This is a genomic window from Pseudolactococcus laudensis, from assembly GCF_013449735.1.
Taxonomy (GTDB): domain Bacteria; phylum Bacillota; class Bacilli; order Lactobacillales; family Streptococcaceae; genus Pseudolactococcus; species Pseudolactococcus laudensis.
On record NZ_JACBNY010000001.1, the window covers coordinates 168,126 to 189,566 of the forward strand.

The 21,441-nt window shown below is 39.8% G+C and carries 19 protein-coding genes; 14 read left to right on the top strand and 5 right to left on the bottom strand.

The genetic code is table 11. From position 1 onward, the window contains the following. Nucleotides 1-38: 38 nt before the first annotated feature. The 9 genes from HZR21_RS00850 to gltX all read left to right on the top strand — a co-directional run bounded on the left by HZR21_RS00850 (nucleotide 39) and on the right by gltX (nucleotide 7,491). The gene (locus tag HZR21_RS00850) at nucleotides 39-485 is read left to right on the top strand and encodes a dUTP diphosphatase (protein ID WP_180745593.1); all 447 of its coding nucleotides are present in this window, start codon (nucleotides 39-41) and stop codon (nucleotides 483-485) included. A 1-nt stretch (nucleotide 486) separates the two neighbouring features. Further along, entirely contained in the window at nucleotides 487-1,848 is a 1,362-nt protein-coding gene (gene radA, locus HZR21_RS00855) for a DNA repair protein RadA (protein WP_180745595.1), read from the top strand. Between the two features lie 236 nt (nucleotides 1,849-2,084). Then, nucleotides 2,085-3,158 (top strand): PIN/TRAM domain-containing protein, encoded by a 1,074-nt coding sequence (locus HZR21_RS00860; RefSeq protein ID WP_003140587.1) that lies wholly within the window; start codon nucleotides 2,085-2,087, stop codon nucleotides 3,156-3,158. Beyond that, on the top strand, nucleotides 3,155-3,835 hold the full coding sequence (gene ispD / locus HZR21_RS00865; protein WP_180745597.1) for a 2-C-methyl-D-erythritol 4-phosphate cytidylyltransferase: 681 nt from the start codon (nucleotides 3,155-3,157) through the stop codon (nucleotides 3,833-3,835). Before HZR21_RS00860 ends, ispD begins: the two co-directional genes overlap by 4 nt. A 53-nt stretch (nucleotides 3,836-3,888) precedes the next feature. Beyond that, nucleotides 3,889-4,467: an HD domain-containing protein gene (locus tag HZR21_RS00870; RefSeq protein WP_180745599.1), complete on the top strand. Its 579-nt coding sequence runs from the start codon at nucleotides 3,889-3,891 to the stop codon at nucleotides 4,465-4,467. 57 nt (nucleotides 4,468-4,524) lie between these two features. Further along, nucleotides 4,525-5,286, top strand: a complete 762-nt coding sequence (locus HZR21_RS00875) for a TIGR00266 family protein (RefSeq protein ID WP_003140582.1) — start codon at nucleotides 4,525-4,527, stop codon at nucleotides 5,284-5,286. Further along, entirely contained in the window at nucleotides 5,273-5,755 is a 483-nt protein-coding gene (ispF, locus tag HZR21_RS00880; protein ID WP_180745601.1) for a 2-C-methyl-D-erythritol 2,4-cyclodiphosphate synthase, read from the top strand. Before HZR21_RS00875 ends, ispF begins: the two co-directional genes overlap by 14 nt. Nucleotides 5,756-5,797: 42 nt before the next feature. Next, nucleotides 5,798-5,929 (top strand): glycine zipper domain-containing protein, encoded by a 132-nt coding sequence (locus HZR21_RS12230; RefSeq protein WP_483605838.1) that lies wholly within the window; start codon nucleotides 5,798-5,800, stop codon nucleotides 5,927-5,929. A gap of 113 nt (nucleotides 5,930-6,042) precedes the next feature. Further along, the gene (gene gltX / locus HZR21_RS00885; protein WP_180745603.1) at nucleotides 6,043-7,491 is read left to right on the top strand and encodes a glutamate--tRNA ligase; all 1,449 of its coding nucleotides are present in this window, start codon (nucleotides 6,043-6,045) and stop codon (nucleotides 7,489-7,491) included. Between the two features lie 39 nt (nucleotides 7,492-7,530). On the opposite strand, the gene HZR21_RS00890 is transcribed toward gltX, so the two are convergent. From HZR21_RS00890 to HZR21_RS00900, 3 genes are all read right to left on the bottom strand, one after another. Then, nucleotides 7,531-8,250 (bottom strand): TraX family protein, encoded by a 720-nt coding sequence (locus HZR21_RS00890; RefSeq protein WP_219605538.1) that lies wholly within the window; start codon nucleotides 8,248-8,250, stop codon nucleotides 7,531-7,533. 112 nt (nucleotides 8,251-8,362) lie between these two features. Further along, a complete protein-coding gene (locus HZR21_RS00895) occupies nucleotides 8,363-9,085 on the bottom strand; it encodes a gamma-glutamyl-gamma-aminobutyrate hydrolase family protein (RefSeq protein ID WP_003140572.1) in 723 nt (240 codons plus the stop codon). After that, nucleotides 9,082-11,394: a Xaa-Pro dipeptidyl-peptidase gene (locus tag HZR21_RS00900; protein ID WP_180745605.1), complete on the bottom strand. Its 2,313-nt coding sequence runs from the start codon at nucleotides 11,392-11,394 to the stop codon at nucleotides 9,082-9,084. The genes HZR21_RS00895 and HZR21_RS00900 overlap by 4 nt, the downstream gene beginning before the upstream one ends. Nucleotides 11,395-11,663: 269 nt before the next feature. Here HZR21_RS00900 and gla point away from each other — a divergent pair, with 269 nt between their 5' ends. After that, nucleotides 11,664-12,557 (top strand): aquaglyceroporin Gla, encoded by an 894-nt coding sequence (gene gla, locus HZR21_RS00905; RefSeq protein WP_180745607.1) that lies wholly within the window; start codon nucleotides 11,664-11,666, stop codon nucleotides 12,555-12,557. A 118-nt stretch (nucleotides 12,558-12,675) separates the two neighbouring features. Here gla and HZR21_RS00910 read toward each other — a convergent pair whose 3' ends face one another. Both HZR21_RS00910 and HZR21_RS00915 read right to left on the bottom strand, forming a co-directional pair. Then, a complete protein-coding gene (locus HZR21_RS00910; RefSeq protein WP_180745609.1) occupies nucleotides 12,676-14,094 on the bottom strand; it encodes an IS1182 family transposase in 1,419 nt (472 codons plus the stop codon). A gap of 415 nt (nucleotides 14,095-14,509) precedes the next feature. Further along, nucleotides 14,510-15,220 carry a CPBP family intramembrane glutamic endopeptidase gene (locus HZR21_RS00915; protein ID WP_180745611.1) on the bottom strand — a complete coding sequence of 237 codons (711 nt, stop codon included), beginning with the start codon at nucleotides 15,218-15,220 and terminating at the stop codon, nucleotides 14,510-14,512. 270 nt (nucleotides 15,221-15,490) lie between these two features. Between HZR21_RS00915 and HZR21_RS00920 the strand changes: the two genes are divergently transcribed. From HZR21_RS00920 to HZR21_RS00935, 4 genes are all read left to right on the top strand, one after another. Next, nucleotides 15,491-16,159, top strand: coding sequence for a CppA N-terminal domain-containing protein (locus tag HZR21_RS00920; protein WP_180745613.1), 669 nt, complete (start codon nucleotides 15,491-15,493; stop codon nucleotides 16,157-16,159). After that, on the top strand, nucleotides 16,156-17,160 hold the full coding sequence (locus HZR21_RS00925; protein WP_180745615.1) for a serine hydrolase domain-containing protein: 1,005 nt from the start codon (nucleotides 16,156-16,158) through the stop codon (nucleotides 17,158-17,160). The genes HZR21_RS00920 and HZR21_RS00925 overlap by 4 nt, the downstream gene beginning before the upstream one ends. A 275-nt stretch (nucleotides 17,161-17,435) precedes the next feature. Further along, complete coding sequence (locus HZR21_RS00930; protein WP_246307763.1) at nucleotides 17,436-20,537, top strand: DEAD/DEAH box helicase; 3,102 nt, start codon at nucleotides 17,436-17,438, stop codon at nucleotides 20,535-20,537. Between the two features lie 136 nt (nucleotides 20,538-20,673). After that, nucleotides 20,674-21,273, top strand: a complete 600-nt coding sequence (locus HZR21_RS00935) for a hypothetical protein (protein ID WP_003139477.1) — start codon at nucleotides 20,674-20,676, stop codon at nucleotides 21,271-21,273. Nucleotides 21,274-21,441: the final 168 nt, after the last annotated feature.

The following is a 21,441-nucleotide window of genomic DNA, read 5'->3' on the forward strand; positions in this document are numbered from 1 at the left end:
GTATAATAGGATATAGAAATTAAAATATTGGAGAAATCATGAAAACAAGAGGATTTGAACGCGTTACAGCTTATGAAAATGCAGGAATCGACCTACCCCTTAGAAGTACTGTACACGCAGCAGGTTACGACTTTATCGCAGCAGAAACAATCAGCCTAAACCCAGGTGAAATCAAACTCATTCCGACAGGTATCAAAGCCTATATGCAACCAGGAGAAGTCCTCTACCTCTATGACCGCTCATCTAATCCACGAAAAAAAGGTCTAGTTTTGATTAACAGCGTTGGTGTTATTGACGGTGATTACTACGGCAATCCAGATAACGAAGGACATATCTTTGCTCAAATGAAAAACATCACCGACCAAATCGTAGAAGTTGCCAAAGGCGAACGCATCGTCCAAGGCGTTTTTGCACCATTTCTATTAGCAGATGCAGATAGTGCTGAAGGTACACGCATCGGTGGCTTTGGTAGCACAGGGGCATAATATGGCGAAAGCAAAATCAAAATTCGTCTGCCAATCTTGTGGGTATCAGTCACCCAAATATCTGGGTCGCTGTCCTAATTGTGGCGCATGGAACTCTTTTGTCGAAGAAGTTGAGGCTAAAGAGGTCAAAAATGCGCGTGTGACCCTGACAGGGGAAAAAACACGACCTGTTAAACTAGGTGAAGTCGAGAGCTTGGATACACCACGCGTTTTGACAGATATGGGAGAATTTAATCGTGTACTTGGTGGCGGTGTCGTACCAGGTAGCCTGATTCTTATCGGTGGTGACCCGGGTATTGGAAAATCAACCATTCTTTTACAAGTTTCAGTGCAGTTGGCTAATATTGGGCGTGTCCTTTACGTTTCAGGCGAGGAATCAGCCCAACAAATTAAAATGCGAGCAGAACGTTTGGGTGATTTGGATTCTGATTTTTACCTTTATGCAGAAAATAATATGCAGAACATCCGAACTGAAATTGAAAAATTACAGCCGGATTTTCTAGTTATTGACTCTATCCAAACCGTGATGAGCCCTGAAATCACAGGTGTACAAGGTTCGGTGAGTCAAGTACGAGAAGTGACTGCAGAGTTACTCCAAATCGCAAAAACCAATAATATCGCCACCTTTATCGTCGGTCATGTGACCAAGGAAGGTAGCCTTGCCGGTCCTAGAATGCTAGAGCATATGGTAGATACGGTGCTTTATTTTGAAGGGGAGCGCCAACATACCTTTCGGATCTTGCGGGCAGTGAAAAACCGGTTTGGTTCAACCAATGAAATCGGTATTTTTGAGATGCAATCTCAAGGACTCGTTGAAGTCACCAATCCAAGTGAAATCTTTTTGGAAGAACGTTTAGAAGGGGCGACAGGTTCAGCTATCGTCGTCTCTATGGAAGGTACAAGACCGATTTTAGTTGAGATTCAGGCGCTCGTCACACCAACAATTTTTGGTAATGCCAGACGGACAACCTCGGGTCTTGACTTTAATCGCGTCAGCTTGATTATGGCAGTGCTTGAGAAACGCGCCAATCTCTTGCTCCAAAATCAAGATGCCTACCTCAAATCAGCAGGTGGTGTGAAACTTGATGAACCAGCAATTGACTTAGCGATTGCAGTAGCTATCGCCTCAAGTTATAAAGAAAAACCGACTGCACCAGATGTCGCCTTTATCGGTGAAATCGGATTGACTGGGGAGATTCGTCGTGTCAATCGTATCGAGAGTCGAATTAATGAGGCAGCAAAATTAGGCTTTAAGAAACTATATGCCCCTAAAAATTCTTTAGCAGGTTTAGATATACCACCCTCAATAGAGGTAATTGGCGTCACAACTTTAGCGGAAGTTTTGCAGAAGGTATTCGCTTAATCAAGGTATTTTTATGCTAATTATGATAAAATAAGGATGTGTACCTTTGGGTGACACATCTTTATTTTTCAAGTATGGTAGCGCAACCAATCTATCATACAATCGCACTTGAGTTTCGGCTCCTTGAGACTAGGAAAAAGATAAAAGTACGCAGACGCTGACGTGTCTTGACGTCTTTTCCTATTTTTCATAGTCTCAAAACAGTCGCCTCAACATCTTGAAGGAGGAATGAATGTATGAAGAGGATCATCATTCACGCCTTGATGGCTATTGTCGGCGCTACGCTTGGCGATACGTTTTTACCCGAATTTTGGGTACTCGTCCATCAAAGGCAATTTGAAAACAACGCAGTGGTCAATAGTTTAATTGGCGCAATTATTTTTCTGATTTTTTCTTTTATATTTATCAGACTACTGCTGAACTTTGTCGAAAAAATTGACCAAACGATTGCAACTATCAATATTCCTAAAATTACTTGGGGATTTATGGGGGGAGTGATTGGTCTTGTCATTGGCGCCATTGCAAGTATCCCACTATGGATTTTGCGGACGCCGATTTTATCAACGATTATTCCGTTTTTATTGATGATGCTGACGATTTATGTTGGGTATAGCATTTCGTCAAAACGTGAGGCTGATATTTTCAAATTTTTCAGTCGAAAAAAAGCAGCGGTGGCTGAAAAAGCAGAGAAACCCGAGAAGAGAGAAAAACGTAAAAATAAAAATTACGCTAAACTGTTGGATACAAGTGTTCTGATTGACGGTCGGATTTTTGATATTTTGAAAACAGGCTTTTTGGACGGTGAAATTATCGTGCCTAACTTTGTTTTGTTAGAGTTGCAACTATTGTCTGACAGTAATGATAACTTAAAGCGTGCCAAAGGTCGTAGAGGACTTGATTTAGTCAATGACATGAAGGAAATTGCGAAAGTCACAGTAACGAGCAAGGACTATTCTGATATTCATGAAGTCGATACTAAGCTTTTACGTTATGCATCAGAAACTGGTGCAGCACTGGTTACCAATGATTTCAATCTCAATAAAGTAGCTGAAATTCAAGGCGTGCAAGTTTTAAATATCAACGATTTAGCAAATGCGGTAAAACCGCAGCTTATTGTCGGTGATACGCTCGACATTCAAATTGTGAAAAAAGGGACGGAGCGTCGTCAAGGGATAGGTTATCTGCCAGATGGTACGATGATTGTTGTTGAAGAGACGGCTGATTTAATTGATAAAACAGTTAAAATCGAGGTGACTAAGTCACTTCAAACATCAGCTGGTCGCATGATTTTTGGAGAATTGGCACGATGATTGGGCAGGTTCATAAAGCCTATAGTGCAGTGCTTTTAGCTGCGGGTTCAGGAAGTCGAATGGCTGCTGCTTGTAATAAGATTTTTTTGACCTTAGCAGATAAGGCGATTTTTCAATATGGGTTAGAGTTATTCTTGTCAGATTCAGATTGTAAGCAAGTGATTTTGGTTGGAAAAGCTGAAGAGAAATCTTATTTTACTGATTTTTTATCAGATAGGGTATGCTTTGTTGTTGGTGGCGCAGAACGCCAAGATTCGGTTAGACATGCGCTTGAAGAAGTTTCGGAGGATGCTGTTATGATTCATGATGGGGCGCGGCCATTTGTCACGCTATCTGAATTAGCAGCCTTAAAAGCCTATAATAATGCGATTTTGGCAGTGCCGGTAAAAGATACAATTAAGCAGGTCAATCATCAGGAGCAAATCAGTCAAACTGTACCACGTGAAAATCTCTGGGGGGCTCAGACACCACAATTTTTTGAGACCAGTCTCATCCAAAAAGTTCATCAGGATGCGCATTCGAAAGCGTTTCTGGGAACTGACGATGCGAGTTTAGTTGAGGTCTTTTCTGATAAGCCTGTTACCATTGTCCCAGGCTCTTATGAAAATATCAAAATCACGACGCCAGAAGATTTGATTTTTGGTCAAGCGATTTTGACACATCGGTCTGAGGCCTGAGGTAATGTTATAACTTTTTTGATAGACTAGCTTTATATTGAAAGGATATGTCTTTGAGAAGAATAGAAAAACAAGTATCTTTTATAGGCGAAATCGAGAAATTAAAAGCAGTGACACGCTTTAATAGAACGCTAGACAAGCGTTTTGAAAATAGTGCGGAACATTCTTGGCAAGTTGCAATTGTTGCAACGCTATTAAAAGAGTATTATCCGAGTGAGCTCAACATGGAAAAAGTAATGACAATGTTATTACTTCATGATTTGGGAGAAATCTATGCAGGAGATACCTGGGTTTTTGATGATTCAGGCAAGGCAACTTCCCAAGAAAGAGAATTAGCGTCGATTAAGACTAGTTTTGGTAAACTACCTCAGGACCAATCAAAAGATTTACAAGCTTTATGGCAAGAGTTTGAACATGGTAACAGTAATGAATCAAGATATGCAAGAGCTATAGACGCCATAACGCCACTCATTAATCATTTGGTTGTATCAGAAAATAATTATAATCCTGATAACATCACATCAGAGATGGTCTTGAAAAAGAAATCTTTTATTCAGCAAGACTCTGAGAAACTCTGGCAGCTTGTTGAAGAGCTTATCGATGAAAGTGTTGAAAAAGGCTTATATTTGTAGCGAAAATGTACCTTTAAATTTTTGATAAACAACAATCAAAAGAATGGAGTGGAGATTATGGCTGATAACAAAATGAAGTACACGATTGACAGCAATATGCAGTTTCCGATGATTGAAATTGCACTGGAAACAGGAGAGTTTGCCTACATTCAGCGTGGCAGTATGATTTATCATAATGCCGCAGTAACGCTAACGTCTGAGTTGAATGCAAAAGGAAGTGGTATTGGTAAGCTGTTTAAAGCAGCGGGTCGTGCTATGACATCAGGTGAAAGTGTATTTATCACCAAAGCAGTGTCAAATAACGATAACGGTATCATCGCACTAGCCCCTTCAACGCCTGGTCAAGTTATGCCCTTAGACCTCGGTAGCAAACAATATCGTCTAAACGACGGCGCCTTTCTGGCGCTTGACGGTAGTGCTCAGTACACCATGGAACGGCAAAGTGTTGGAAAAGCCTTTTTCGGCGGACAAGGTGGGCTATTCGTTATGACGACAAATGGCATTGGCACATTACTTGTAAATGCCTTTGGTAGCATTAAAAAAATCGAACTCCAAAGTCAAGAAATCACAATTGATAATGCACATGTCGTCGCTTGGTCAGACACATTGGACTACAATATTCACCTGGAAAATGGTTTCGTGCAATCCATAGGCACTGGTGAAGGTATCGTCAACACCTTCCGTGGCACCGGCGAAATCTACGTGCAAAGCCTTAACATTGAAACCTTTGCCAACATCATGAAAAACTACATCATAACAGACGGCCACTCAGGCTCATCTGGCAACCCACTAGGAGGATTATTTGATGCCCTCACTTAAAATCGGCCACGGTTATGACGTGCATCAGTTGGTAAATGGTCGTCAGTTGATTATCGGAGGTGTGAACATTCCGCATGAGACAGGACTTTTAGGCCATTCAGATGCAGATGTGCTTTTACACGCGATCACGGATGCTATCATTGGGGCATTGGGTATGGGGGACATTGGTCATGCCTTTCCGGATACTAATCCAGAAACGGAAGGCATCGCCTCAACACAAATCTTAGCTGATATTTATCAAAAAATGATTGAAAAAGGCTATGAGATTGGCAATATTGATGCCACGATTTTGGCTGAGGCACCTAAAATGGCACCACATCTACAACAAATGAAACAAAATATCGCCAGAATTTTACAGACAGATATTGCCAACATCAATATCAAAGCGACAACAACTGAAAAATTAGGTTTTGTCGGTCGTCGTGAAGGCATGGCTTGTGAAGCGGTCGTCTTGATTAGTCAAGTTTAAAGTCAGGAGAAATACCCTGAAGAAAAAAATAATAATTCAGGCATAGAGACCGGTCTCGCTTTGGGCGTTAGTTTAGGCTTGATTTTTAAAAATTTAGCTCTAGGTATTTGTCTTGGTGTATTATTTGGTAGTCTGTATGACCATGACCAGCACAAGAAAGATAAAGAAGATTAAAGCGCAGCAAGAAAGTTAGCGCTTTTTTTGATATTTTGGTAAAATAGGAATGACGATTGAAACAAAAGTTTATAAACCAATCTTGGTTTATAAGTTAGATTAAGGACGTAAAAATGACAAACAAAATTCGTGTGCGTTATGCACCATCACCTACTGGCTTATTACACATCGGAAATGCTCGGACTGCACTTTTTAACTATCTGTATGCCCGTCATCATGGTGGAGATTTTATCATCCGTATCGAAGATACAGACCGTAAACGCCATGTTGAAGATGGCGAGCGTTCACAGCTAGATAACTTGCGTTGGCTTGGTATTGATTGGGATGAATCACCTGAAACACATGAGAACTACCGCCAATCTGAACGCTTGTCACTTTATCAAACTTATATCGATGAGTTACTCGCATCAGGTAAGGCTTATAAATCTTATAAGACAGAAGAAGAAATTGCAGCTGACCGTGAAGCACAAGAAGCAAAAGGTCTTCCACCAGTATATATCAGCGAATATGCTGGTCTATCTGAGTCTGAGATTGCAGACTATGTGGCACAGCGTGAGGCTGAGGGTATCGTGCCAACTGTTCGAATTAGAGTGCCAGAAGGCTCTATCTACAAGTGGCATGATATCGTTAAAGGCGATATTGAATTCGAAGGTAAAAATATCGGTGGTGATTGGGTCATTCAAAAACGTGATGGCTATCCAACTTATAACTTTGCTGTTGTTGTTGACGATCATGATATGCAAATTTCTCATGTCATTCGTGGCGACGACCATATTGCAAACACGCCTAAACAATTAATGATTTATGAAGCCCTTGGCTGGGATGCTCCTGAGTTTGGTCACATGACTCTGATTATCAACTCTGAGACTGGTAAAAAATTATCAAAACGTGATACTAATACCTTACAATTTATAGAGGACTATCGTAAAAAAGGTTATTTACCAGAAGCTGTTTTCAACTTTATCGCTTTGTTGGGCTGGAATCCTGGTGGCGAAGAGGAAATCTTCTCTCAAACTCAATTAATTGACTTGTTCGATGAAAATCGTTTGTCTAAATCACCCGCAGCATTTGACCAAAAGAAACTAGACTGGTTAGATAATGATTACATCAAACATGCTGATTTGGATAAGATTTTTGACATGGCGAAACCATTCTTGGAAGCTGCTGGTCGTTTGGATGACAAGTCTAAACATTTGGTTGAGCTTTATCAACCCCAGTTAAAATCAGTAGATGAAATCGTGCCTTTAACGGATCTCTTTTATGCTGAGTTTCCATCACTTTCCGATGCTGCAAAAGAAGTACTAGAAACTGAGACTGCACCTATTGTCATCAAAGCCTTTAAAGAAAAACTTGAAGGTTTGGCGGATGCGGATTATGTTAAAGACAACATTTTCCCGCTGATCAAGGAAGTGCAAAAAGAAACAGGTATCAAAGGGAAAAATCTTTTCATGCCGATTCGAATCGCTGTTTCTGGCGAGATGCATGGTCCTGAGCTGCCTGATACGATTTATCTTCTAGGCAAGGAAAAAGCTGTCAATCACTTGGCGCAGTTTGTGAAATGAAAAAAAATGACCTCACTGTTGAGGTCATTTTTGAATGCTTTAGAAAAAGCTTATCCGAATGATGGCTAAGATTAAGAGGTGGGCTGGATAAAAGGCGTAGAAAAAGTATTTCATTGGTTTACCTCGTTCACCGTTATAATGATAGAGCAAGGGAATTGTTGCACCACAACCAATCACCACATAAAGTATTTCGGGTAACAGTGTTATAAGTGTCTGACTTGTATCCATATTTAAGGTGGCAAAGATATCCAAACCAGTTAAGATAATAGGAAACAAAATTGGAATAATGAGTCGTTTAAGTGGGTCTTTAATAGCGTGGTAGCATAAAATCATAGGAATACCCATGAGCATCCAGTCACAAATAGATGAAAGTAAGACAAAGCCAGCAAAGGTAAACCAATAACCGATGCGATTTGTCATATTATCATATAAATAGAAGGTGATGAGTCCTAAAAATAGCGTAAATAGTACGTCTAAAATTGGCACTTGAAAAGCCAGCATATAAGGTATGAGTGCTACAAAAGCAAAAATTAAAAGTCGTTGCCCATATTTTGGGACACTACGTGTATGCTGGTAGCCTTCAACTAGCAAAAAAGCCATAATTGGAAAAGTTAAGCCACCAGGCGTCATGAGTAGCACACGTGCAGTAAGAGATAAATGATTTTCAAATGTACCGCCGATATGGTCGAGTGTCATCGCGATAATGGCAATTATTTTGAGGGTATAGGCATCAATACTCAGTTTAGGGTTTATTTTCAATGGTATCTCCTAAAAAATATTTTAAATACAGTATAGCATAATTGACAGAATATTCCGTAAAAAACACCAAGTAATTTGAATAAGTTACTTGATGTTTTTGAAATATTTAGATTCAAAGTTGATTAACAAAGAAATCAAAAATGGTGCGTTCGTCAGATATTGTGTCCCAAGTTCCTTCTGGATGCCATTGGACACCTAGTAAACGTTTGGCTTTGTTTTCGACAGCCTCGATAACGCCGTCACTAGCCGTGACAATCGTTGTCAAATCATCAGCCAACCGGTCAATCATCTGATGATGATAAGAGTTGACATGATAGGTTTCAGGTAGAAAATTAAGGCTTGATGTTGGAGCAACATTAACGAAATGTGTCGTAAATTGTGATTTAGTTGGGGCTTGCATATGTTTCAGGGTTGCAACTTCAGGATTTCGATAAAGGCTGACATCCTGATACAAAGTACCTCCAAGTGCGACGTTAAGCAACTGATGACCACGGCAAACACCAAGCAAGGCTTTTTCTTGCTTAATGACTTCATGGATAGCCGCAATCTCAAAACGGTCACGCTCAGGATTGATATTGCCAAGCAAAGGATGCGGGTCTTGACCATAAAACAGCGGCGCAACATCTTCACCACCTGTTAGCAAGACTTTATCCACCAGTTTGATATAGTCAGCGAGCTTATCCAGATCACGGTCAATCGGAATCATAATCACAGTTGCCCCGACGCTTTGCAAGGCGTCGATAAAAGCAGTTCGTGTATAAGTTACAGGAAATTGATGAAAAGGCAGCTCAGGTGTACTTAAATATTGAGAGCCTAGAATACCGATAGTGGTCATATCTTATGTCTTTCTTTTTTTGTTTTGGGCAGATAAAGGCGTGATTTTTCCAGATTAATGGTATAGCTAACCTCACGATTATCGCGAACCGTATGCTCAAAATCCGTGCTATAAAGCACAAGTCGCAGCGTATCCCCCGCCTCAAAATCATAAATCGTCGGCTGCAAACGCAACTCAACCCGAAACCACTCATCCGCAATAACAGAATTAATCTCCGTCAGTTGCTGGCGATTTTGTAGATTCATAAAGCCCTTAGTCACGACCTGATAAGGCTTATCCACCAAAGTCAGATCACGCAAATCATCCAACATAAAGTTCCGCCCTCGGTCAATGGTCTTGGGCTCAAGCAGCGTGCTGACATCCGTCAGACGTTTCTTGGAGCCGAAATCTAAAACCTGAGCCGACAGCATCCCTTTTGTATCATTGAGTTTCAGCCGCAAGTCAAGCACAATCTGGCCATTGATTTGTAAAGTTTCAGGGAGATGCACATCAATAATGGCAGCATTTGCCTTGTCTTCAAATAAATCCGTTTTAAACGTTTGGAAATTTTTACTATATTGATCAAATATTTCAGCAGGATAGTGATTCTCAAACTGGTCAAGCTCACCTGCAAAACCAAGTGGCAAGACTTCAATATCATGCCCACCAAACTCAGGTAGTTCCTCAAAAGATTGGGCGACATTGTTTTTTTGCCAAATGACAGGTGGTAAATCAAGCGTTAAGTCACGTTCTAATAATTTAGCTGAAAAGTAGGCATTGATTGTTTCAGAAAAATCAATAGACTGCCAGTTATTCATGTAGATATGGCTACCTTGATGTAGAAAAGCATGTTTGGTAACATGTTCAGGTAGCGCATGCCAAAAGTTAAAGGCATGAGAGGGCGTGACATTGAAATCTTGCAAGCCATGCACGATAAGGATGTCAGCTTTAACCTTATCCACATGTGGCAGATAATTTCTAGCGTGCCAGTAGGCATTATAATCGCCAGAGGTGCGAGCTAGCGCCTGGCTCATGTCAGCGAGTTGTTTTTGGTAGGCAGGATTATTGACCAAGAAATCTGCGGCATCGAGGTTACGAGAGTAAGTCAGTTCAGCGAGAACATCGAGGTCTTCACCAGGGTAGCCGCCAGGACTTCGGACGAGGCCTTTTTCACGGTAGTAGTCGTACCAGTTCGTGATACCAGCCTCTGCTAGGATGACGTCGAGGCCTGCAACGCCTGTCGTTGCGGCGCCGTAAGCGAGGGTGCCGAGATAAGATTTGCCGGTCATGGCGACGTGACCATTTGCCCAATCTGCGGTTAAAATATGTGTTTTTTGGCGATTGGTAAAGGCGCGTGCGCGACCGTTCAGCCAGTCAATGACAGCAGTCACACCGGCAATCTGTTGGTAATCACCTGAGGTCTGGAAACCATCAGAATCACGTGTGCCGACACTCGCGACGTATATCGATGCGAAACCGCGCGCGAGGAAATAGTCGTTAAGCGAGTAGGTCCAAGTGTGGGTGAAGTGCTCAGTAGCTTGGTTGTTGTCTGCAGACGGTATCTCAGTAGCCGGATAATCAGGCAGTGTGAGGGTCGACTCAGAAATCGCAATTCTATCAAGCGGTTTTTCGACTAAGTCTACATTCATTTGATGCAATTTATCGTCATTTGCTTTGATATTGGTGCCAAAATGATAAGGACTTGCCGTCATAATCGCAGGCACCTTGCCGTCAAATAGTGGCCGAATAATCTCGACTTTAACTAAATCATACTCACCGCGATTTTGCGTGTCAACTGAACTTTCCACATAAACCACTTCACGAATGAGCTGGCTAGTATCAAAGGTTGCTAGGCTCTTATCATTGAAAAAATGGTAGTGGTTATCAAGCGGCAACAAGCCTTCGGATACCCAGTGTTCGACTAAGGTCATACCAGTTTGACGACGGGAATTCATCAAAAGATAGATAGCAGATATCAGTTGTTTTGGAGATGTCTCAGCAGATAAGTCAACTAAAGGTAAGTTGATAGAGTTAGCAAAAGTGATTGCCTCTGTCAGTTGAAAGTCAAAATTCGCTACAAAATCAAGCAACTGTAAACTAATGGCATAAAAAATGTTCCAAGTTAATGGTGTTTCGGAATCTAAAAAATCACGGACTGTTTCTTGGTTAGTAGCTGCTAAACTTGTCATCGCAATCGGCGCAGTCAGCAGCCAATTTTTAAGATTTACTTTGGCAGTAGATGAGGTATCAAATTTAAATCCAAGACTAGTCAAATCGCTCAGTTCTTGGTCAAATGATTTGTCAATAATAGAAAAGTGATTGAATTGCATCGTGTCCCCTTAAATTAGAGTTTTTATCGGTCAAATTGTCTGAATAAAACAAGCATTCTACAAAATTATAACAAAAAGGTCAATCAAAAGGTCTTAAATGAACCTTAAATTTTCATGAAAGTGTTCAGTATGACTTTACACGTCTAGTATTTTCTGATAAACTTATAAGGTACTTATCATTAACAATTGAGTTTTGAATTTTGAGGTTTTTTTTTTGAAATCTCGTATCAGTTAACTCAATAACTTAACAAAGGAGATTACGCACAAAAATGGACGTAACATGGATGACAAAATATCTTGCTGAATTCCTCGGAACAGCAATTCTCATTATCCTCGGTAACGGCGCGGTCGCAAACGTTGACCTCAAAGGAACTAAAGGATTCGCTTCAGGTTGGATGACCATTGCTTGGGGTTATGGTTGCGGGGTTATGATTCCTGCTTTGATGTTTGGTAATGTTTCAGGTAACCACATCAACCCAGCCTTCACACTTGGTCTTGCCGTTTCAGGTTTCTTCCCTTGGGCACACGTGGCACAATACATCGTGGCACAATTACTTGGGGCAATCGTTGGTCAAGCAGTTATCGTAATGGTTTATCGCCCTTACTACTTAAAAACAACAAACTCAAATCATATTCTTGGGACTTTCTCAACAATTGATAACGTTGATGATGGCACTGGAACATCACGTAGTGGTGCGACAATCAACGGTTTCTTAAACGAGTTCTTTGGTTCATTTGTGCTTTTCTTCGCGGCACTTGGTCTGACTAAAAACTTCTTTGGTGCTGAAGTTATTCCTGCTATTGACAAATTGTTGTCATCGCAAGGTGCTGCTGGAACGAAAGTTGCGGATATGGATATTGCAACTAAAGTTCAACAAGGTATTGTTGGTTTAACAACTGGTAATGCTAGTTCACTTGCAGTAGCGCATTTGGCACTTGGTTTCCTTGTGATGACACTTGTTGCATCACTCGGTGGTCCTACTGGTCCAGGTCTTAACCCAGCGCGTGACCTTGGTCCACGTATCCTTCATGCAGTCCTTCCAAAATCAATCCTTGGCGAAAGCAAGTCTGATTCAAAATGGTGGTATGCTTGGGTTCCCGTTGTGGCACCAATCTTGGCTGGTATTTCTGCCATTGCCTTGTTCAAAATTATTTTCATGTAAGTCATTATTATTTAACTGATAATAGCTAAAAAAGAGGCTGGGACAAAAGTCCCTTAGTCACTGAAAGAGAAAAGTAAACTGGTAAGTTTACTTCAGATTGAAGACAAAAGCACAATTCCTAAGCGAATTGTGCTTTTTGATAGTTCATAACCTTAAATATCATCTGAAAATGGGAAATAAACGCCCTCCCTCTATCTCGATTAGCCATGATTTTCGCCATTTTCTTCATGTTCAGGCACGCAAAAGTAAGACCAAGTTTCATATGCATCTTATCTCGGCCATTTTCATGTGTATATCTGAGATTGTGGTGCTCTTTGGCAGTCCCAAATAATCGTTCAATCGTTTCTTTTCGTCGATTATATGTTACTTTACCCCAAGTTGTTAATCGATTCTGCTCAATCTTATCCAGATAAAGCTGCCAAATATGTCTGAATACAGTCTTTTGCTTGGTTTGTGAAAGCGTACATTGTGTCAAAAGCGGACAAGTGATGCAGTTTGTTTTAGTCGTACGATATTCCTGATAACCATCACGTCTGGTCGTTTTATAAATCAATTGCTTACCATTTGGACAGATATATGTATTGCTTAAATAGTCGTAACTATAATCTTGTTTGCGGAAAAGTCCCTTTTTCCCACGTGGTCGTGTGTAAGGGAACAATCCCGTTCGACCATCATCTATCAATTTTTTAGCGATGGCAGGTGTTTTATAGCCTGCATCTGCGACAACTGTATCAATTTCTGGAAATTTTTGAATCAGTTTAGCGTACAAATCAAAGAATGTCCGACTGTCATGGAGGTTACCACGATCTGCTGTATAACCTAGTACCCAACCGTTAGTATCACAAGCAACTTGGGCCGAATAAGCAAAAACTTCTTTGTGTTCCCCTTTATGAAACCAGCCACTATCAGAATCTGTCGTTGACACTTTATTATTTTTGACGATTTTTTCTTCTGACTTTTTGAAGGGCTTTTTTTCAACTTTCGCCCGCACCTCATCAATTTCTTTCTCTAAACTTTCTTGATAGATCAAAGCTTCAACCGCAACTTCTTGATTAACAAATTTATTGCGGTTGGCATGTGCTTTGATATGTGTCCCGTCAAGATAAATTAGTTTCGGTTCAACTAATTTAGCCGCAAAAGCTTGATCCAAAATGTGATAGAAAATCTGTTCAAATAAGTCAGTGTCTTTGAAACGTCGGCTATAATTTTTACCAAAAGTTGTGAAATGTGGCACGTCATCTTGAAAATCAAGCCCAAGAAACCAACGATAAGCCATATTGACTTCAATTTCTTTAATTGTTTGACGCATACTTTGGATACCAAAGAGGTATTGGATAATCGGAATTTTAATCAACATAACAGGATCAAGGCTTGGTCTGCCATGTTCAAGGCTGTATTTATCCACAACTAAATCATAAATAAAGTCAAAATCAACATATTGATCAATATGCCGTAAAAGATGGTCTTGGGGCACCAGATCTTCAAGAGAATAGAAGCCCATTTGACCACGGCCAATCATTGTTTGTTTATGAAACATGCCTAAAACCTCCCTAATCACTGACTTGATACCTTTATTTTACAAAGAAAAAAGACAAACTTCAAATATTATTGGAGTTTGTCTTCAGTCTGAAGTAAACTGGTAAGTTTACTTTTCTCTTTTTTCGTATTGTTGGCTGAATGAATTTGAGTTTCTCACGAAAAACAACTTATTTTTACCGATTTCGTATTGTTTTGGCAAAAGAATTCCAATTTCGCACAAAAACGGCACTTTTCTTACCACTTTCGTAATGTTTTACCAAAACAATACGAAAGTGGTAAGATTTTCAATGAACAAGAATGTTGTCCTAAATTTTTTTCAGAGAATGACATAGAAAAAGACTATGAATAATTTCTATTAAGGTCAGAAATCATTTATAGCCTCTTTTTATTTGACATGATATAATAGTAAAAATTTACTTAGTTAAGAAAAAGCCAACCATCCCTAAGGCATTCCAAAGGAAGTGAACAGATAGATTAAGGTAAAAGTTACGATATTTGGCATATAGTCCTGTTAAAACGAGACTCATCAACCCATAAGTCATAAAACTTGCAAAATCAGTCGGGCGATGAGCTGCGGTAAAGAGTGCCCAGGCAAAAATAGCTGCTACTTTAGGCCATTTATTAAACAAGAGTTCAAATAGACTCACTCTAAAAATTAATTCTTCGAAAAATCCAGCAGACGTTGCCATAATAACAAAGACAAGTGGTGGTAATACTTTACCGATGCTGTTGATGATATCTTGATTTTCAGTACCATTTGTCCCGGTTAACATCATGATGATACTTGAAATTAATGCTGATACAAACATGAGTCCAAAGCCAGCAGAGATTTTGCTGAGTTGGAAGTAGCGCCAGTTAATTTTAGGGATCAAGTGAAATTTAAGCGCCCAGATGTAAGATAGCCAGACGCAAGCGGCGAAGAGTACTAGGAAGAGTCCGATTTTCCAAAGTTCAAAATGTCCTTGTCGATTCGAAGTGATTGCCGGTAAGGCGGATGAGATCTGCCATAAAACAAGGGCCCAGATGAAGGTGAGACGTGTTTTCCAAGTTTGGTTGTGTGTCTCAAGAGTGGGCAATTGTGGCTGTTGCTTAGCTTTATTTTTAGCAATTTCTAAATAATTCATGTTTATAAGATAACATATTTAATAAGTTTTCACAATATTTTTTCTTAAAAAGTCTACCGATGCTGCGTGTTTGTGAAAAAGTTCATTATTATCTTTGTTTTTGCTAACCGCTAGTTAATAAATTAACGTAAAAAAATGATAAATTTTTGTAAAATTTGACAGAGTTGACTATAATAGAGATAACAGAAAATATCCAAAAAACTAAATTGCCTCTGAGTTAAAGTCTGAAATAACTTTAATGACGTGAGAAAAGTGAGAAAAAGAGAGAAAATGAAGACAGTTTTTGATAATATTACCAAAGCCGTACCAGTTATTCGTGTGAATAATCGCGATTTGAACTTAGCGTTTTATAAGGAAACTTTGGGATTGAAAGTTATCTCAGAAGAAAATGCCTTAGCAATGCTCGGTAGTAAATCAGCTAAAACTCGCATGGATACTCGATTGATTTTGGAAGAATCACCTAGTATGCGAACACGTGCTGTAAATGGCGTGAAAAAATTGCGTAAAATTGTGATTGAAAGTCCAGAGTTTACAGAAGGGTTTGAGGCAACTTCACCAGAAGGTGATGTTTTTGAAATTGTGCCGATCCAGTCTGATTCTCTGGATATTAAAATCACGGAGATTCAACTCAATACGAGTAACATAAAAAATACTTTAGCCTTTTATGTTGAGGGATTTGGTTTAACTGAGAAGAAAAACGCTGTGCAGTTGCCTTTTGGAAAAATTTCATATTTTGAGGCGCAAGGACCGGATTTGTTAGCCAATCCAGAAGAAGTCTGGGATTTAGAAATCATCGAATTTGAAGTCGCACCAGAAGTTGATTTGCATCAAATTGCGAGCCAATTAGATGACTTAGGCTTAGATTATTATGTTGATAAAAAAGGTAAAATTTTGACCTTAACAGATGGTCAAAATATAGAAATATGGTTTGTGAAATGATTGTAGCAACGCCAGACAGTCCTTTAGAACTTGTAAAAGTTTACGTCGCATTTGGAATTTTCCCGGGTGCGTCTTTTGCAATTATCAACGGACAGGATATAGAAAAACATGTCTTTGGCTATGAACGCCTGAAACCTGAACCAGTGCTGTTACAAGCTGATATGACATATGACTTGGCCAGTGTCTCAAAAGTAGTCGGCACTGGCACATTGATGATTAATTTAATCTTGTCAGGGAAAGTCGGACTTGATGAGTTGCTCACGGATTATTACCCAGATTTTAAAGGATCAGGCAGCACCACGCTTACCATTCGGCAGCTTTTAACCCACACCTCAGGTATTGACCCCTTTATAGAAAATCGTCATAACCTAGCTTACGACGAACTACGAGCAGCGCTCAATCAGGTAACTGTCACATCAGATAAGACGTTTCACTATACAGATGTGAATTTTATTTTACTAGGTTTCATGTTAGAGGCGATTTACGGACAAGATTTGGCAGATATTCTGCAAGACCGTGTTTTTAAGCCATTTAATATGCACCATACAAGTTTTGTCGCGCCTGATAAAACAGTTGCGACAGCTTGGGATTTGCCTAAAGGACTTGTCCACGACCCTAAAGCTCAGGTCTTAGGTCGTCATACTGGCTCAGCCGGTCTCTTCTCAGACTTAGACGACCTGATTGCTTTTTCTCAAGCCTATTTTGCCAACCCAGCCTACCTAACGCTAATGCAAGATTACGCAAAAGCAAACAAAGCTAGGAGCTTAGCTTGGGATTTGGTAGGTCTTGAAACCTCAGCAGAAACTTCCAAAAACCAAGTGGGACAATGGTTACTGCACACAGGATACACTGGTACTTTCATTCTGTTAAACTTAAAAACCCAACAAGCCGTAATTTTTCTGTCCAATCGCGTCCATTTACGTGATGAGCGAAAGCAATGGATTGCAGACCGAAATGTTTTAATTCAAGCTTTTTTAAAAATGATGGAAAATGTTGTGTGACTACAAGGTCGTGAATATCACCTTTGGTTGGAACACAAGCACAGTTAAGTTGCAATTATTCACGAAAGTGACATATTTTAAGATATAGAAAATCTCTGAAATTTTCTAGAAAATATGGTATAATAGTGCCAAAATTTAAGCGCATTTGGCAAAGAAATAGCAACAAAAAGAAGCGTGCCATCACGCCGATGCCAACTAAAATAAAGATAGGAAGTTTTGAGTATTAGCCTTTTGAGAGATGCTTTGAAGATGGGACAAATGATATGAGCCGAATGATGCCAGCGCGCATCCGTGCCGAGGGTGCGGAACTTTTTGACAAAGGACTGATGACCGATGTGTCTGTCAGTGGAATGAAACTTTCGGCTGATGTTGATGGTGAACAAGTCGTTTATGACCTAGACGGGCAAAATGACTTGTGTTTTTGTGATGTCTTTCAACGTAATAAACGCTATTGTCAACATATTGCTGCTGTCGAAGAATATCTGAAAAAAGCAGATATTGAAGCAATTGAAGAAGAAAAGAAAGCCTACGAAGCTGAGGTCGAAAAATCAAAAGAATTGCAAGCATCCGCTGACTTTTTAGCTAAAGTCAATGAAGATAAATGGGCAAACCAATCGGAAAAAATGATTTTAGAGGTTGAAGTTTCTGACCCTCAGTTAATGGAGTCCTTTTATTATAGTGGTAACTTTTTAGCTTTTACGTTCAAAATTCGTCTATCTACCATGTCTCGCTCTTATATCATTAAAGATATTCCGCATTTTATTACCTTGCTTAGAAAAGGTGGCACTTATCTGATTGGGAGCTCACACTATGTGACACTAATGCTGTCACATTTTGATAAAGCCAGTCAAGATTTTCTAAGTTATCTATTGAAAATCACGCCGAGCCATGAAGAAATGGCCTTGACGAATCTTTTTCGTAAGTTGGGGCGATATTTTGTCCCTCATGCAGGACTATTACCTGAGTTATTAGCCTTGACTGCGGCTATGGATTTTTCGATGAAAATATCAGAAAAACCAGTCAGATATTTTAGTGTTTTGCCATTAGATGATGAAGGTGACTTGTATCAATTCGAGGTTAAACCTCTGGATGATGTCATTGAGTTAACGATTAAAGAGATGCCATATCAAACCTTCTTTGACGGTGAGATTATCTATCGGGACCATGTTTTCTATCAGTTGGATGCTGAGCAGTTGGAGATATTGAATCTTTTATCCAAGGTGCCAATGGCAACAGACGACTTGAGAATGATTCATTTTGATTATGACGACAAGGATAAATTAGCTCAGGCTTTACAAATTTTTGAAAAATTAGGATACGTTGATGCACCTAGTGCCTTTAAAATCCGACCATTTAAACCTCAGTTTAGCTTTGACTTAGATGGTTTCTTAACCTTGCAGATTGCTTTTGATTATGGCGATTTTAAAATTACAAGTTTTAGAGATTTAGATACTCTTGATTTTTCACGGCATCTACGTTTAGAAAAACGCATTTTTGATTTGGTCAAACGCTCTGGCTTTCCAGTCGGTTTTGATACGCAGACAGTGCCACCTAAAGGTGAGGAAATCTATGAGTTTTTCACTGAAATTTTGCCACAATTTGCTAAATTAGGAGACGTTACACTTTCACCAAGCATTCAAGAATTACAAATCACAGAGAATTTTGATATTGATATTGACCAAAATGGTGGTTTGTTAGAAATCAATTTCAGTATGCCTCATGTGCCTGAGCAAGAATTTTCAAAACTTGTGGCGAGACTTCAAGAAAATGCTGGTTATTATGTGACAGAGTCAGGTCAACTTATCTTGCTAGATGAGCAATTTGATGCGGTCAAGCAAGTCTTGACAGATATGTCAGATGCTGTTCAGGTTGGAGAAGGCAAAATTGCTGTTCCGACTTTTAAAACCTTCCAACTCTCTAAAATTTTTGGTGACAAGGATGGGGTCTCATTTTCGAAAAAATTTGAAACTTTATATGAGAATTTGACCAATCCACACGCTTTTCCATATCAAAAACCAGAACAAATTAAGGCGACTTTACGCCCCTATCAAGAAGACGGTGTGCGTTGGATGAATATGTTGAGTAGCTACCATATGGGTGGTGTACTTGCCGATGATATGGGATTAGGTAAAACTTTGCAGTCGATTACTTATCTGGCAAGCAATTTGGCCCAAGGCGATGTTGCCTTGATTGTTTCACCGTCTAGTTTGATTTATAACTGGTCGAGTGAGTTTGCTAAATTTGCACCAGACCTTGAAGTTGTCGTTGTGGATGGTACTAAACATGAACGTTCAACGTTAATCAGCAATCCCAAGACGCAGATTTTTATCACGAGTTATGGTAGTTTTTTGAAAGATGTGAATACCTATCAAGCGCTTGAGTTAAATTATTTACTAATTGATGAGGCGCAGACGGTTAAAAACTTTAATTCTAAGACAAACAAAGCATTGTCTCAACTCAAAGTTGACCATACCTTTGCTTTATCTGGTACACCTATTGAAAATCGTGTTGACGAAATTTGGGCGATTTTCCAAATCATCATGCCGGGGATTTTAGGTGACCGAAAGAAATTTCGTAAACTGAAACATGATGCGATTTCTCGTATGATTCAACCATTTGTGATGCGTCGTCGTAAAGAAGATGTTCTTCTGGAATTACCAGACAAGCTTGAAATGATTCAGTATAGTGAGCTTGAGGAGTCGCAAAAAATTATCTATCTAGCGCAGCTTGAGGCCATTCAAAATCGCGTGAGAAATATGAACGACTATGAATTTTCACGTTCGAAGATCGAAATTCTGGCGGGAATTACACGCCTACGTCAAATTTGTGATACACCTGCTTTATTCATGCCTGATTATACAGGAACATCAGGTAAACTCAAAAGTTTGGCAGAGCTCTTGCAGCAAATCAAGGATGCAGGACACAGACCACTAATTTTTTCTCAGTTTAGAAAAATGTTTCCACATATCGAGAGACAATTGGAAGAAGTAGGGATTTCGAGCTATCAATTGACGGGTTCAACACCGATTAAAGATAGGATGAAAATGGTCAAGGCTTTTAATGCTGGTTCACGAGATGCGTTTTTGATTTCGCTCAAGGCTGGCGGGACAGGTCTTAACTTAACGTCTGCTGATGTCGTCATTTTGATTGACTTGTGGTGGAATCCGTCTGTCGAAGAGCAAGCTATTTCACGTGCTCACCGCATGGGCCAAACGAAAACGGTAGAAGTCATTCGCTTGATTACCCGAGGTACGATTGAGGAGAAAATCATGGCGTTGCAGGATAGCAAGCGTGATATGGTATCGACAGTTTTAGATGGTGGTGCGGATGATAGTACGATTTCTAAGGATGAAATGAAGTCTATTTTGGGGCTTTGAGTGGGAGAAATTCGTATAAGCCGAGACTATTCCTCAAAATTTTGGTACAATGTAGTTGGTATCTCTTGTCGAATGATTCTTTAATCGACTGGTGCTATTAAAACATTCTTTAACTCAAGTGAAAGTAAGGCCAATTATGGAAAATTCGTATTACAAAAATAAAATTACATTTCCGATTATGCCCGATGATGCGGTGTTAACACCAGATAATCGGGTTATTATGACCAATCAACAACTTTTAACCAAAAATCCAGATGCCTCTCTCGAGCGTTTTGAGTCGTCTACTGGTAATTATGCATCGTCTGGTAGTGTCTCTGAGGCATCTGCTGAAGAGGAGCAATTCGGTTCTTTTGAGACGCGTCGTCAAACGCCAACAGTCGCTGGAAAACGTCCGTTGAGCAAAAATTTTAAGGCGTCGTCTGCAAATCAAGTGCCGATTAAGAAGAAATCAACCTTGGTTGAAGATGCCAGAAAGCGCGCACGTGAAAATGCGGTTGCGCCTAAACCGGTTAAACCTTATGTCAATCCATTGGAACGGGCATCAGCAGATGAGTTAGGTATCAAAGGTTTAGCTAATAAAAAAGTTGCTCAAACGCAACATTCATTAGGGAAATCAGTCTCAGGCTTTGACAAGACTGCCGCTCGGGAGTCAAACGGCTCTTTATTTGATGAGCCAAAACAAGATTATTTTGCTAGTAAACATCAGCATCGTGATGGTTTTGATACAGTTGATTAATGCAAGGTAATCAAGGGACACAAAGATGACAATTCGTTATCGCTAGAAAATAACACTGAGAGCAGGACGACGATGTCATAATCTTTTGTAGAAAATGATTTATTTTGTACAAAAGTGAGCTCGAAGTTTAAATTAGGAAGGAATAGAGTTTTGTTGGGCAATCGTGTA

Bases quoted from the DNA above. Each gene is read 5' to 3' on its own strand.
- gltX (WP_180745603.1), top strand. From the start codon at position 6,043: ATGACAAACAAAATTCGTGTGCGTTATGCACCATCACCTACTGGCTTA.
- HZR21_RS00900 (WP_180745605.1), bottom strand. From the start codon at position 11,394: ATGCAATTCAATCACTTTTCTATTATTGACAAATCATTTGACCAAGAA.
- HZR21_RS00875 (WP_003140582.1), top strand. From the start codon at position 4,525: ATGGCTGATAACAAAATGAAGTACACGATTGACAGCAATATGCAGTTT.
- HZR21_RS00920 (WP_180745613.1), top strand. From the start codon at position 15,491: ATGAAGACAGTTTTTGATAATATTACCAAAGCCGTACCAGTTATTCGT.
- radA (WP_180745595.1), top strand. From the start codon at position 487: ATGGCGAAAGCAAAATCAAAATTCGTCTGCCAATCTTGTGGGTATCAG.
- HZR21_RS00930 (WP_246307763.1), top strand. From the start codon at position 17,436: ATGCCAGCGCGCATCCGTGCCGAGGGTGCGGAACTTTTTGACAAAGGA.
- HZR21_RS00860 (WP_003140587.1), top strand. From the start codon at position 2,085: ATGAAGAGGATCATCATTCACGCCTTGATGGCTATTGTCGGCGCTACG.
- HZR21_RS00915 (WP_180745611.1), bottom strand. From the start codon at position 15,220: ATGAATTATTTAGAAATTGCTAAAAATAAAGCTAAGCAACAGCCACAA.
- HZR21_RS00935 (WP_003139477.1), top strand. From the start codon at position 20,674: ATGGAAAATTCGTATTACAAAAATAAAATTACATTTCCGATTATGCCC.
- gla (WP_180745607.1), top strand. From the start codon at position 11,664: ATGGACGTAACATGGATGACAAAATATCTTGCTGAATTCCTCGGAACA.
- ispF (WP_180745601.1), top strand. From the start codon at position 5,273: ATGCCCTCACTTAAAATCGGCCACGGTTATGACGTGCATCAGTTGGTA.
- HZR21_RS00850 (WP_180745593.1), top strand. From the start codon at position 39: ATGAAAACAAGAGGATTTGAACGCGTTACAGCTTATGAAAATGCAGGA.
- HZR21_RS00925 (WP_180745615.1), top strand. From the start codon at position 16,156: ATGATTGTAGCAACGCCAGACAGTCCTTTAGAACTTGTAAAAGTTTAC.
- HZR21_RS00910 (WP_180745609.1), bottom strand. From the start codon at position 14,094: ATGTTTCATAAACAAACAATGATTGGCCGTGGTCAAATGGGCTTCTAT.
- HZR21_RS00895 (WP_003140572.1), bottom strand. From the start codon at position 9,085: ATGACCACTATCGGTATTCTAGGCTCTCAATATTTAAGTACACCTGAG.
- ispD (WP_180745597.1), top strand. From the start codon at position 3,155: ATGATTGGGCAGGTTCATAAAGCCTATAGTGCAGTGCTTTTAGCTGCG.